Annotated in this window: 11 protein-coding genes and 1 pseudogene; 4 read left to right on the top strand and 8 right to left on the bottom strand. The window is 64.9% G+C overall.

Going from position 1 to position 12,968, the window contains the following annotated elements; translation table 11 throughout:
* Positions 1 to 41: 41 nt before the first annotated feature.
* The 3 genes from hutI to hutU are packed head-to-tail and all read left to right on the top strand — an operon-like array spanning position 42 to position 4,492.
* Positions 42 to 1,256 carry an imidazolonepropionase gene (gene hutI, locus ACSKB8_RS22285; RefSeq protein WP_438106407.1) on the top strand — a complete coding sequence of 405 codons (1,215 nt, stop codon included), beginning with the start codon at positions 42 to 44 and terminating at the stop codon, positions 1,254 to 1,256.
* The gene (gene hutH / locus ACSKB8_RS22290; RefSeq protein WP_438106409.1) at positions 1,253 to 2,812 is read left to right on the top strand and encodes a histidine ammonia-lyase; all 1,560 of its coding nucleotides are present in this window, start codon (positions 1,253 to 1,255) and stop codon (positions 2,810 to 2,812) included. Before hutI ends, hutH begins: the two co-directional genes overlap by 4 nt.
* A 9-nt stretch (positions 2,813 to 2,821) precedes the next feature.
* Entirely contained in the window at positions 2,822 to 4,492 is a 1,671-nt protein-coding gene (gene hutU, locus ACSKB8_RS22295) for a urocanate hydratase (RefSeq protein ID WP_438106410.1), read from the top strand.
* Positions 4,493 to 4,499: 7 nt separating this feature from the next.
* Here the strand turns inward: hutU and ACSKB8_RS22300 are convergent, their stop codons facing one another.
* The 5 genes from ACSKB8_RS22300 to ACSKB8_RS22320 form a co-directional block, all read right to left on the bottom strand.
* Positions 4,500 to 6,509, bottom strand: a complete 2,010-nt coding sequence (locus ACSKB8_RS22300) for a putative bifunctional diguanylate cyclase/phosphodiesterase (RefSeq protein WP_438106412.1) — start codon at positions 6,507 to 6,509, stop codon at positions 4,500 to 4,502.
* A 290-nt stretch (positions 6,510 to 6,799) separates the two neighbouring features.
* A complete protein-coding gene (blaBJP, locus tag ACSKB8_RS22305) occupies positions 6,800 to 7,684 on the bottom strand; it encodes a BJP family subclass B3 metallo-beta-lactamase (RefSeq protein ID WP_438106414.1) in 885 nt (294 codons plus the stop codon).
* A gap of 171 nt (positions 7,685 to 7,855) precedes the next feature.
* On the bottom strand, positions 7,856 to 8,131 hold the full coding sequence (locus tag ACSKB8_RS22310; RefSeq protein WP_438106416.1) for a TonB-dependent receptor plug domain-containing protein: 276 nt from the start codon (positions 8,129 to 8,131) through the stop codon (positions 7,856 to 7,858).
* Positions 8,132 to 8,195: 64 nt separating this feature from the next.
* Complete coding sequence (locus ACSKB8_RS22315; RefSeq protein ID WP_438106418.1) at positions 8,196 to 9,431, bottom strand: hypothetical protein; 1,236 nt, start codon at positions 9,429 to 9,431, stop codon at positions 8,196 to 8,198.
* 310 nt (positions 9,432 to 9,741) lie between these two features.
* Entirely contained in the window at positions 9,742 to 10,041 is a 300-nt protein-coding gene (locus ACSKB8_RS22320) for a hypothetical protein (protein ID WP_370987735.1), read from the bottom strand.
* A gap of 161 nt (positions 10,042 to 10,202) precedes the next feature.
* On the opposite strand from ACSKB8_RS22320, the gene ACSKB8_RS22325 reads away from it, so the two are divergent.
* Positions 10,203 to 11,012, top strand: coding sequence for a substrate-binding domain-containing protein (locus ACSKB8_RS22325; protein WP_438106419.1), 810 nt, complete (start codon positions 10,203 to 10,205; stop codon positions 11,010 to 11,012).
* On the opposite strand, the gene ACSKB8_RS22330 is transcribed toward ACSKB8_RS22325, so the two are convergent.
* The 3 genes and pseudogenes from ACSKB8_RS22330 to arsC all read right to left on the bottom strand — a co-directional run bounded on the left by ACSKB8_RS22330 (position 10,986) and on the right by arsC (position 12,958).
* A complete protein-coding gene (locus ACSKB8_RS22330) occupies positions 10,986 to 11,684 on the bottom strand; it encodes an ABC transporter permease (protein ID WP_091896353.1) in 699 nt (232 codons plus the stop codon). The genes ACSKB8_RS22325 and ACSKB8_RS22330 overlap by 27 nt on opposite strands.
* Before the next feature lie 160 nt (positions 11,685 to 11,844).
* Positions 11,845 to 12,548 (bottom strand): annotated as a pseudogene (locus tag ACSKB8_RS22335) (MIP/aquaporin family protein).
* Entirely contained in the window at positions 12,548 to 12,958 is a 411-nt protein-coding gene (gene arsC, locus ACSKB8_RS22340; protein ID WP_091896359.1) for an arsenate reductase (glutaredoxin), read from the bottom strand. Before arsC ends, ACSKB8_RS22335 begins: the two are co-directional and overlap by 1 nt.
* Positions 12,959 to 12,968: the final 10 nt, after the last annotated feature.

The following is a 12,968-nucleotide window of genomic DNA, read 5'->3' on the forward strand; positions in this document are numbered from 1 at the left end:
TCTAGACATATAAGTCAAGCATCCCACGAAGGGGCCGTTGCATGGCAGAGCGCTTCGACCGGATCTGGCACAATGCCCGGCTCGCCACGATGCGGGCTGACCGTCCTGACCTTGGCGAGATCGAGCGGGGCGTAATCGCCACGCGCGGCGGCCGTATCGTCTATGCGGATGCGCAGACCGATTTTCCGTCGGATGCCGATGCGGCCGAGAGGATCGATTGCGAGGGACGCTGGATCACGCCCGGCCTCGTCGATTGCCATACCCATCTGGTCTATGGGGGCAACCGCGCGCACGAGTTCGAGCTGCGCCTGAAGGGGGCGAGCTACGAGGAGATCGCGCGCGCCGGCGGCGGCATCGTCTCGACGGTGGCTGCGACGCGGAAGGCGAGCGAGGCCGAGCTCGTCGCAGGCGCGCTGCCGCGGCTCGATGCATTGATCGCCGAGGGCGCAACCACGGTCGAGATCAAGTCCGGCTACGGCCTCGATACCGAAACCGAGATGCGTCAGCTTGCCGCTGCGCGCAGCCTCGGTGGCCAGCGGCCGGTTGCGATCCGCACCTCCTTCCTTGGCGCGCATGCACTGCCGCCGGAGGCGGAGGGCAACAAGGATCGTTACATCGATCTCGTGTGCAAGGAGATGCTGCCCGCGGTCGCTAAGGCAGGCCTTGCCGATGCCGTCGATGCCTTCATGGAGGGCATCGCGTTCTCCGCCGAGCAGACCGCGCGGGTGTTCGAGACGGCGAGGGGGCTTGGACTTCCAGTCAAGCTCCATGCCGACCAGCTCTCGAATCTCGGCGGTGCCGCGCTTGCCGCGAAATTCTCGGCGCTCTCGGCCGATCATCTCGAGCACACCGACGAAGCCGGCGCTGCCGCGATGGCGAAGGCCGGAACGGTGGCGGTGCTGCTGCCCGGCGCCTTCTACTTCATCCGCGAGACGCAAAAGCCGCCGGTCGAGACGTTTCGCAGGCTTGGCGTCCACATGGCGCTGGCGACCGACTGCAATCCGGGCAGCTCGCCGCTGACCTCGCTGCTGCTCGTGATGAACATGGGGGCGACCCTGTTCCGGATGACAGTGACCGAATGCCTTGCCGGCGTGACGCGCGAGGGGGCGCGGGCGCTTGATGTGCTGGATGAGACCGGCACGTTGGAGGCCGGCAAATGGTGCGACCTCGCGATCTGGGACATCGAGCGGCCGGCCGAGCTGGTCTACCGCATCGGCTTCAATCCGCTGCACGAGCGGATATGGAGGGGGCAGTGACGGAGCAGGACACAGCGATCGTCGTCAGACCGGGGACGGTCAGTCTCGATGATCTCGCCTGCGTGCTCGATGGTGCGCCCGTCGTGCTCGATCCCTCATTCTGGCCGCGCGTCGAAGCCGCGGCGGAGATCGTCGCAAGAGCCGCGCGCGCGGATGTCCCGGTCTATGGCATCAACACCGGCTTCGGGAAGCTTGCGTCGAAGCGCATTCCGCCGGACCAGACCGCGCTGCTCCAGCGCAACCTGATCGTCTCGCACTGCTGCGGCGTCGGCCCGGCGACACCCGAATCGATCGTGCGGCTGATGATGGCGCTGAAGATCGTCTCGCTCGGCCGCGGCGCCTCCGGCGTGCGCAGCGAGGTGATCGAGCAACTGCAGGCAATGCTGGCGCGGGGTGTCTATCCGCTGGTGCCGCAGCAAGGCTCCGTGGGCGCCTCCGGCGATCTTGCACCGCTTGCGCATATGACGGCAGTGATGATCGGCGAAGGGCAGGCCATCATTGACGGGAAAACTGTATCCGGCGTTGAGGCACTAAAGGCCGCCGGCCTTGCGCCGCTGACGCTCGGGCCCAAGGAAGGCCTCGCGCTGATCAACGGCACGCAATTGTCGACGGCCTACGCGATCTCCGGCGTGCTGCGTGCGTTTCGCCTGGCCCGCGCAGCGCTCGTGACCGGCGCATTGTCGGTGGATGCCGCGATGGCCTCGACGGCACCGTTCCGCCCTGAAATCCAGGCGCTACGCGGTCATGCCGGGCAGATCGCCGCGGCGGCGACGTTGACGGCGCTGCTCGACGGCAGCGACATCCGCCTGTCGCATCTCGAAGGCGACGAGCGCGTGCAGGACCCTTATTGCCTGCGTTGCCAACCGCAGGTCGCGGGCGCGGCGCTCGACCTGATCACGCAGGCGGCGCGCACGCTGATCATCGAGGCCAACGCCGTCACCGACAATCCGCTGGTGCTGGTCGAGACCGGCGAGATCGTCTCCGGCGGCAATTTCCACGCCGAGCCGGTGGCCTTTGCCGCCGACGCGATTGCGCTCGCGCTATCGGAGATCGGCGCGATCAGCGAGCGGCGCATCGCGACGCTGGTCGACCCCGCGCTCAATTTCGGTTTGCCGCCGTTCCTGACGCCCGACCCCGGCCTCAATTCCGGCTTCATGATCGCCGAGGTCACGGCGGCCGCGCTCTATGCCGAGAACAAGCAGCGCGCGCTCGCCTGCTCGATCGATTCGACGCCGACCAGCGCCAACCAGGAAGATCACGTCTCGATGGCCGCGCATGCCGCGCGGCGCCTGTCCGACATGGCCGACAATCTCACCGCCATTCTCGGCATCGAGCTCCTGGTTGCCGCCCAAGGCATCACGCTGCGCGCGCCGCATGCGACCAGCGCGCCGCTCGTTGCCGTCATTGCCGCGCTTCGTGAACAAGTGCCCGCACTCGGTGCCGACCGCTACATGGCAGGCGATCTCGCCAAGGCAGCTGCGCTGATCGAGGCCGACGCGCTGCCGGCGATCGCGATCACCGCACTTCCATCCGATCCGTTTCCGAGACTTGACTAAGAGGTCCGCATGAACCGCCGACTGGACAATGACCGTACCATCCGCGCGCCCCGCGGCAGCGAGATCAGCGCCAAGAGCTGGCTGACGGAAGCGCCCTTGCGCATGCTGATGAACAATCTCGATCCCGATGTGGCGGAGCGGCCGAGCGAGCTCGTCGTCTATGGCGGCATCGGCCGCGCCGCGCGCGACTGGGAGAGCTTCGACCGGATCACGGCGGCCTTGCGCAAGCTCGAAAACGACCAGACCTTGCTGATCCAATCCGGAAAACCGGTCGGTGTCTTCCGCACCCATGCCGACGCGCCGCGTGTCTTGATCGCGAACTCCAACATCGTGCCGCACTGGGCGACGCTCGATCATTTCAACGAGCTCGATCGGAAGGGCCTGATGATGTACGGCCAGATGACTGCAGGCTCCTGGATCTATATCGGCAGCCAGGGCATCGTGCAGGGCACCTACGAAACCTTCGTCGAGGTCGGTCGTCGCCATTATGGCGGCAGCCTCGCCGGCAAATGGATTCTCACCGCCGGCCTCGGCGGCATGGGCGGCGCGCAGCCGCTGGCTGCGACCATGGCCGGTGCTTCGATGCTCGCGGTCGAATGCCAGCCGAGCCGCATCGAGATGCGCTTACGCACCGGCTATCTCGATCGGCAGGCCGCAACCCTCGACGAAGCGCTCGCCATCATGGAAGAGGCCGCGAAGACGAAGAAGGCGGTCTCGGTCGGCCTGCTCGGCAATGCCGCCGAGATCTTCCCGGAGCTGGTGCGCCGCGGCGTGAAGCCCGACATCGTCACCGACCAGACCAGCGCGCACGATCCGATCAACGGTTATCTGCCCAAGGGCTGGACGCTGGCCGAATGGGAAGCCAAGCGCGCATCCGACCCGAAGTCGGTCGAGCGTGCCTCGAAGACGTCGATGGTCGAGCACGTGAAGGCTATGCTGGATTTCCACGCGCAGGGCATTCCGACGCTCGACTACGGCAACAACATCCGCCAGATGGCGCAGGATATGGGCCTGAAGAACGCCTTCGATTTCCCAGGCTTCGTTCCGGCCTATATTCGTCCGCTGTTCTGCCGCGGCGTCGGGCCGTTCCGCTGGGCCGCGCTCTCGGGCGATCCCGAGGACATCTTCAAGACCGACGCCAAGGTCAAGGAGCTGATGCCTGACGACAAGCATCTGCACAATTGGCTCGACATGGCCAAGGCGCGCATCAAGTTCCAGGGCCTGCCGGCGCGGATCTGCTGGGTCGGCCTCGGCGATCGCCATCGGCTCGGCCTTGCCTTCAATGAGATGGTGGCGCGCGGCGAATTGAAAGCGCCGATCGTCATCGGCCGCGATCATCTCGACAGCGGCTCGGTGGCAAGCCCCAACCGCGAGACCGAGGCGATGAAGGATGGATCGGACGCGGTATCCGACTGGCCCTTGCTCAACGCGCTGCTCAATTGCGCCAGCGGTGCGACCTGGGTCTCGCTACACCATGGCGGTGGCGTCGGCATCGGCTATTCGCAGCACGCCGGCATGGTGATCGTCGCCGATGGCACGCCGGAAGCCGCAAAGCGCATCGAGCGCGTGCTCTGGAACGATCCCGCCAGCGGCGTGATGCGCCATGCCGACGCGGGTTATGACATTGCGATCGACTGCGCCCGTGACAAGGGTCTCGATCTGCCGAGCTTGGCGAAGTAGCCGCGCCTCAGGCCACGACCTTGGCGCCGGCGCCGTCGAGGCGCAGCTGTTCCTTGGCGAGATAGTCGCCGATCGCGTCGGCCGGCATGGGCTTTGCGAAATAATAACCCTGGATGAAGTCACACCCCAGGCGGCGCAGGGTGTCGAGCTGAGCACGAGTCTCGACGCCCTCGGCGACGCAGGCGATCTCCATGTCGTCGCACAGGCCCGTGAGCGACTTGATGATCTTGTAGCTCACAGGATTGTCGTTGATGTCGGCGACGAAGCTGCGGTCGACCTTGATCTTGTCGAGCGGCAGCCGGTGCACGTGGCTGAGTGAGGAATAGCCGGTGCCGAAATCATCCAGCGAAATGCCGCAGCCCATTGCCTTCAGCGTCGCGATCGACTGCTGCGCGCGCACGAAGTCGAAAGTGACGGCGGTCTCGGTGATCTCGAAATCGATCCGGTGCGGCGGCAGCCCGCTCTTCTCGATGATGGCGATCAGCGGCAGGATGCCTTCGGCCGCGCAGACGTCGTGGGCAGAGAGGTTGAACGACAGGCGGATGTGATCAGGCCAGGTCCTGGCGGTCGCGAGCGCGCGAACCAGCAGCGCCTGCGTCAGCGGCCGGATCAGGCCGATGCGCTCGGCGGCGGGAATGAAATCGGCCGGGGAAACCAGGCCAAGGCGGGAGCTGTGCCAACGCGCCAGGACTTCGAAGCCGGCGGTGTGCTCGCTCATGGCGTCCACGATCGGCTGGAACACCAGGTCCATCTCGGTGCTGAAATCCGCACTGCGGAGCAAATTCTCGATGACGCCGCGGCTGCGGATCTCTGCCTCCAGCTCGCTCGAGAAGATCACGGTGCGGCCGCGCAGATGGCGCTTGGCGTGATACAGCGAGTAGTCGGCGCATTCATAGAGCGCTTCCGACGTCGTCGCCGAGGTCGGGAACAGCGCAAAACCAATCGAGCAGGACAGCCCGGTATGGGCGGTGTCGAGCTGGTAGGGCAGCTTGACCTGGCTGCCGATGCGCTCGCCGAGCCGCATCAGATCGGCATCATCGGGATCGCCGCACACGACGAGGCCAAACTCGTCGCCGCCGAGCCTTGCGAATTCCACGCGCTGCGGGCCAAAGCCCTCGCAGACTTCGCGGATGCGGCGGCCCGCCTCGATCAGGACGCGGTCGCCGACAGTATGGCCGTAATTGTCGTTGATCGGCTTGAAACCGTCGAGGTCGATGATCCCGACCGCGACGCGAACGCTCCTGCGCTCGGCATCGGTAAAGGCGCTCGACAGCTCGGCGAAGAAGCGGCGGCGGTTCGGCAGCTCGGTGAGGGAATCGAGATTGGCAAGGCGGAAGTTCTCGTCCGAGAGCGCCTGTGTCGCCGCCTGCTGCGCAAGCAGCGACTTGCGGCTCGCGACGAGATCGGCGAAGTCGCGGTAGTAGATGAACAGCACCGTCACCATCGCGCCCGAGACCAGCAAATTGTTGACGGCGATCGCCTTCAGCGTCGGCTCGCCCGTAGTGAAGAAGAACAACACATAGGGCACGTCGACGATCAGCGTCACGATCAGCGCCGCCGAGCGTAGATGCATCAGCGAGAAGATGCAGCCGATCACGGTGACCGCCATGTAGAAGGCGACTTGGCTCTTGGCGAACGGATCGCCGTAGGGGTAGAGCGCGAATGACCAGACGGTGAAGCCGGCACCGATCGGCAGTGTCAGCCAGTTGGTGGCGCGCAGATTGCGCAGGATGTCGGCATCGCTGCGCACGATGTGGCGCTGACGCAGCCACCAGAACGTACGGAGCGCCGCGAGCACGGTCAGCACAGAAGGCACGATCATCGTGAGCCAGTCCGGCGCCACGTTCACATAGGTGTAGGCGACCGCGATCGAGTTGCTCATAAGCAGGAAGTAGAGGAGCGGGACCTGTTTGGAGAAGGCGTCGAACTGCGCGCGTGTCAGATCCGGGTTGTCGGCCGGCACGCGAAACAGCCGCATCGCGGCGGCGAGATGAGACTTCAAATCGGCAACAGGCATTGCAATACGCGCCCCGGGTCCTTCAAAACCGGGCGATCTTGCATGGCGCGGGTAAAGGTCGCGTTAGGTGGGTTCCACGGGAAAAGCCAGCGCAGGTTGCACGTGACTGCGGCATTTTCCGTCGGCGTGCATTGGTGAGGGTCTGTTAAGGATGTTGCGGCGGCAGAGCCGGGCGCTTCGCCGCCGGTCAAAGCCGTGCGGCTACGTTCTGCTAACCATGTGCGGCGGCATAACGTATGCCGCACCACGTGTCCATTCGGGCGACGGTGTGGTGCGGCGTCTGATAGCCGCTATTTTTTCTCCAGCGCGGCCGTCTGCTTGGCGAGTTGCTTGTCGAACTCCTCCGACAGGCCGGTGACGTAGGTTGCAAGCTCCCCGGGGGTGACGAACGGGTTCGGCGCGCCGTCCTTCATCTGCGCGCGCTTGGCCTGCATGCCATAGACCTCCGGATGCGGCCCGAGCAGCACGTCGATCTTCATCGCCTTGGCCTTGGCGAATGTCGCGCGATAGTCGCCGACGATGCCGGGATAGGTCGGCTGACCGACCAGCCTGTTCAGCGCAACCGTGCCGCTACAGAAGAACAACACCTCGCGGTTCTGATCGCCGTCCTTGACGCTCATCTCCCAGCTCGTGCAGCCCGGCGAGTGGCCGGGCGTTGCATGCGCCGTCAGCGTGACGTCGCCGAGCGTGACCTTGTCGCCTTCCTTCACCGTGCGGTCGACCTTCACCGCGGGGAAGGCGAGGTCCTCGTTCTTCTCGTCGCCGGGATAATAGCCGCCTTCGAGCAGCGGCTTGTCGCGCTCGCCGGCCACGAGCTGCGCGCCGGTCTCCTTCTTGATCTCGGCAAAACCGCCAGTGTGGTCGAGATGCGCATGCGTGTTGAGGATGATCTTGATGTCGGCGACCTTGAAGCCGAGTTTCGCGATATTGTCCTTGATCATGCCGGTCGACTGGGGCATCGCGGTATCCATCAGGATCAGACCCTGCGACGTCTTGATGACATAGACGGCGATGCCGCCGGTTCCGACATAGTAGATGTTGCCGATGAGCTGGAACGGCTCGAACGGCGCTGTCCACTTCTGCATGGCCGTCGCCAGGAAATCCTTGATGGTCTGCGCCTGCGCGCCCGTTGCGAACAATGCCAGCGCGCACAGCGCGGCCGCGAGCTTCGTCATAGTTTGCCTCCCACAGTGTTCTTGTCGTTTTGATCGGGCGCGGACGTCGTGTGGCTCGACCGGTGCGCAAGCTACGTCGTGGCCGGCGTTGCGGGCAACTGCTTCGTGCCTGGAAATATGGATGTGCTCGGGCGGGAACAACGCCGGTCGGCCGAAAGCGGTGCGAGACGCCTAGCGCCCGATCGTCACGCCGGCGGTCGAGCGCATGGCGTCCCGGAGGCTCGTCGCATTCATGTCGTCGAGGACCTGCCGCGTCAGCACGGTGGTCTGGCCGGGCGTGTTGAGGATCGTCTCGCCGTGCGAGGAAGAGAGCCGATCGGCCTTGTAAGGCGCGGCCGGATCGGTGGCAGGAGTAGCCGCATGACGTGGCCGTTTGCCCGCGGCCCAAGCGGGCTGCGAGATGCAGAAGGCGGCGATCAGGATCAGAGACAATGACCTTGCGCGCATATGCGATCTCCCATGTCGGGACATCAACCTAGCACATCGCACCGGTGTGCCGCAGAAGAAAGGATCAGGCGAGCGCGGCCTGGCGCTCCCGCGCCGGCTCGCGGGCGCGGTCGTTTTTCCCAGGCTCGGCGAGCCGGGTGAAACTGCGCTGGCTCGCATGCGCAGGCGCCTCGACGATGACGCCCTCGCAGACGATCTGCCCGCCGAGCATCCTGAATTCCAGCTTGTCGTAGCGCGGCATCGTCTCGCCGGGCGCCGGCGGCAGCAGTCCGACACTGCCCTGGATGTTGAGAGTGGCATCGCCGGTGCCGTGCAGGCGCGGATTCCACATCCTGATCCCGGTCTCGGCCCAGCGCTGCCGGATCAACGCGGCGCGGTCGGTGGGCTCTGCGACCTTTGGCCGAGGCTTCCGCGTGCTGGGTGTCTTCGCAGCGGGAGACTCGAGGATCGGCTCCGGCGCGACATCCGTGAGGACGATCGGTGTGTTGGCGGAAGCGTCCGCTGCGACGATCGTTGCGACAAGCGCGGAATCGCCGGCGAAGCCGGGCTCGATCTCTACGGCGACACTGGGAGACGCAGCCCTGTCGATGCTGCTCTCGGCAATATCCTCCGCCGAGACTTGGCTATCGGCAAGCGCGACACGCGAGTCGTCCACGACGGCCAGCTCAACATCCCCTGGGAGGCCGGCGGAAGTGTCATCGTTGACGATGAGAACGGGTGTGTCAGCCGAGGCAATCGCGACCTCGCCGGCCGCGACCGGCACCTCCTCCGCGACGTTGGCCCGGAGTTCGCAAGCTGGATTGCTGCTGATGATGGGCTCGGGAACATCGACCGGCTCGACCTCGACGGTGGCGGTTGCGACCGCTGCCTCGTCCACGACGGCGGGGTCAACGTTCGCCGGGAGGTCTGCGGGCGGATCGTTGCTGATGACTTCAGGAACATCAACCGGGTCGCTCTCGGCCGACGAGGCCGCAACCTCTGCGATGACGACCGGTTCGACGTCTGCCGGCGTCTCCAGGGTTGGATGGTCGCTGACGTCGACATCGATTGGCGCTGCCGACGAGCTTTCCGCGATGACGGTATCATTCCCTGCGACCGGAGTCGCGACCGCGATCTCGGCATCGCTGCAGCACGGAGCGGTGCTGAGACCGGTGTCGAGAGGCGGAGCTGCTTCTGCAATTTCGGAGGTGACGCCGGGTGAGTCGCTTGCGGCACTCGGTGCGACGTCGACACTGCCGCTGTGCGGCAGGGGCCGAAGCCGGGTGAACGCCCATTTCACCGCAGGGATGCGGCGCAGCAACGATATCAGTCTCGAAAGCACTGGGAGTTGTCCAGGAGGTACTCGGCGTGAGGCAATCGCTGATTCGTCAGCAATGTGAAAAACTGCCCCGGCCGTCACACCGATGTCAATCTAGGTGGGACCAATTGCAGAACATCCGCGCGCCATCGTGCGCGTTGCGCGATCGTCTGGTGACGGCCCAGCTCAACTGGAAGAGCGAATTCCGAAGCGGACGCCAAACGTGCGAATAGCGGTGGTTAGCGATCGGCATGAGTGGGGGGCTCGTGCTTGGCAGCGAACCCCCAATGAAGCTGCAACGTCCTCTCTCGCGCTATTTCCCGCCGGAACCGGAGCCTGCACCGCTGCCAGAACCCGCGCCGCCGCCGGCCTGGCTGCCCATGTTATTCGTATTGGTGCCACCTGCGGATGGCGACTGTGCGCCCTTGCTGTCGCTGGCCTCGTTCTGCATGTTCGATGCGCGGCCCGTCGTCATGCCTTTGGTCGCGGGCCCCCGCGAAGAGGGACCAACCTCGCCCTGACTGGATGCGCCTGGAGCAGGTTGTGTCTGCGCGAAGGCGCTACCGGTCGCCAGCGCCATGATGCACGCGGATGCCAGAATGATCTTCTTCATTGGATTCTCCTTGACTTGGCATCCCGGACAATCCGCCTCCGCCAACGACGTTCCTGCCGATCTATCACCACCGCTTCAACTCTTTGCGGCCTAACGTCGGGGTTCCCGTCTTCATCGCCAGCGGCTATTCAGGACCCTCATCATTCGTTTAGGGAGGACGTATGAGAAAGATTGCTGCCATCGGAGCGGTTCTGCTCTGGTCCACCATCGCTTTCGCGCAGGATCGCACCATCACCGTGGCCTCGACAACGTCGACGGAACAGTCGGGGCTGTTCGGCTATCTGCTGCCGCTGTTCTCGAAGGCCGAGGGCATCGAGGTGAAGGTCGTTGCCGTCGGCACCGGCCAGGCTCTTGACATCGGGCGGCGCGGCGATGCCGACGTGGTGTTCGTTCATGATAGGGCTGCCGAGGACAAGTTCATGTCCGAAGGCCAGGGCGTGAAGCGCTTCGACGTCATGTACAACGACTTCGTCATCGTCGGTCCAAAGAGCGATCCCGCGAAGATCGCCGGCGGCAAGGAGGTCACTGATGCGCTGCGCAAGATTGCGGCTGCGAAAGCGCCGTTCATCTCGCGCGGCGACAAATCCGGCACCCATGCGGCCGAGCTGCGATTGTGGAAGGAAGCGGGTGTCGACATCGGAGCCGGCAAGGACGGCTGGTATCGGGAGATCGGCCAGGGCATGGGACCGGCGCTCAACATGGCCTCGTCGTCGAATGCCTATCTTCTGTCGGACCGCGGCACCTGGCTCTCGTTCAAGAACAGGGGCGAACTTGCCATCCTGACCGAGGGCGACAAGCGACTGTTCAACCAGTATGGCGTCATGCTGGTGAATCCGGCAAAGCATCCGAACGTCAAGGCGAAGGACGGGCAGGCCTTCATCGACTGGCTCATCTCATCGAATGGGCAGGATGCGATCGCAGGCTACAAGGTGGGCGGCGAGCAGCTATTTTTCCCCAACGCGTCCCACTAGCAAGAATGCGATGGTCGACACCGCGACGCTGAGCGCGAGCAGGATCAGCCCGAGCCCCAACGCCAGCGGCAGGTCGCCCTTGCTGGTCTCCAGCGCGATCGCCGTTGTCATCGTGCGGGTGAAGCCCCGTATGTTGCCGCCGACGATGATGATGGCGCCGACTTCCGCGATGGCGCGGCCGAAAGCCGCGAGAAAAGCCGTCAGCAGCGAGGTCCGGCCGAGTGCAAACAGCAGTGCCATGCTGCGCAGAGCAGACAGTCCGTCGATCCGCGCCAGATCGCCATACTCCGCCCACAGCAGGCTAGCCGGACGGTGCACCAGTGCCACCACGATCGGCGTCGCGAGCAGCGTCTGTGCGATCACCATGGCGGTCGGTGTGAACAATAGTCCTCCCGCCCCGAGCGGGCCGGACCGCGACAGCAGGAGGTAGAGCGCGAGCCCGACCACGACCGGCGGCAGGCCGAGCAAGGCATTGGTCAGGATGATGATGACCTGACGTCCGCGGAAGCGCGTGATCGCAAGCAGGGCCCCGAATGGTGCACCGATCAGCAGCGCGACGATGCTCGCGGTCAAGCTGACGCGCACCGACAAGGCGACGATGCCGAGCAGTTCGGCGTCGGCTTCGCCGATCAGCGTGAAGGCCGCACCGGTGGATCGTGCGAAATCGTTCATCCGGCCGGACGCTTTCGCGTCGGGCAGGATGCGTCGGGATCGTCGATATCGCGCAATCGCATCACGGATTGGTCTCTGCGAGTCTTTTGACATCGACAGAATACTCGGGCGAGACGATTTGGACAGGCGATTTAGCGGAAAATAACCGTCAAGTGCCGCGTTATGCAGGCTTTCCCGACGCGATCGGGGTGGCGTTCGGTTTTACAGAGGCTGGGCTCCAAAGCCAGCGCGCCAGCACAACGGCAAGAACTGCCCCGACGAATTGAGCGGCGATGAAGCCTGGCACGTCTCGCGGGGCGATACCCGCGAACGTATCAGACAGCGCGCGGGCGATGGTGACCGCGGGATTGGCGAACGACGTGGATGACGTGAACCAGTAAGCCGAAGTAATGTAGAGGCCGACGGCATAAGGAACCGCGGCGGGTGTCCGATACCGGACGCCAAGGATCGTCGACAGCAGGCCGAAGGTCGCCACTGCCTCGGCCAGCCATTGTCCGGCGCCGGCGCGTTCCGTGAGCGAACGCTGGAGAACTGGAAGCTCGAACATCAGATGTGCGATCTCAACACCGGCGATGCCGCCGCCCACCTGAGCGACAAGATAGATCGCGGCGTCCGTCCATGACGTTTCGCCGCGCAAAGCCAGGGCCAGCGTCACCGCTGGATTAAATGCGCTCCCGAGATCGGAGCGAGCATCAGGATCAGCACGACGAGGATTGCGCCCGTGGCAATCGTATTGCACAGCAGTGCCAGCGCGACGTTTCCGCCGGCGAGCTTTTGCGCCATGATCCCCGAGCCGACGACGGCGGCGAGCAGAAACGCCGTCCCTAGCGATTCGGCGAAGGCACGCTGTCCCAGGCCCGGCATCAGGCGCCGCGATCGAGCCTGACGCGCTCGCCATCTTCCTTGACGAATTCGCCTTGTTGCGCCGGCAGCAGATCGAGCACCCGTTCGGAGGGGCGGCAGAGCCTGACGCCGTTCGGCGTCACCACGATCGGCCTGTTGATCAGGATTGGATGCGCCATCATGGCGTCGAGCAGCTGATCGTCGGTCAGCGCCGCGTTGTCGAGCCCGAGCTCCGCATAGGGCGCCGCCTTCTCGCGAACCGCCTCGCGCACCGAAATTCCCATGCGCGCGATGAGCTGCTGCAACAGCGTCCGCGATGGCGGCGTCTTCAGGTATTCGATCACGTGCGGCTCGATGCCGGCGTTCCGGATCATCGCCAGTGTGTTGCGCGAGGTGCCGCAATCGGGATTGTGATAGATGATCGCATCCATGGTGGAATCC

The organism is Bradyrhizobium sp. BR 1432 (genome assembly GCF_051547705.1).
In the GTDB taxonomy this organism is placed as follows: Bacteria; Pseudomonadota; Alphaproteobacteria; order Rhizobiales; family Xanthobacteraceae; genus Bradyrhizobium; species Bradyrhizobium zhanjiangense.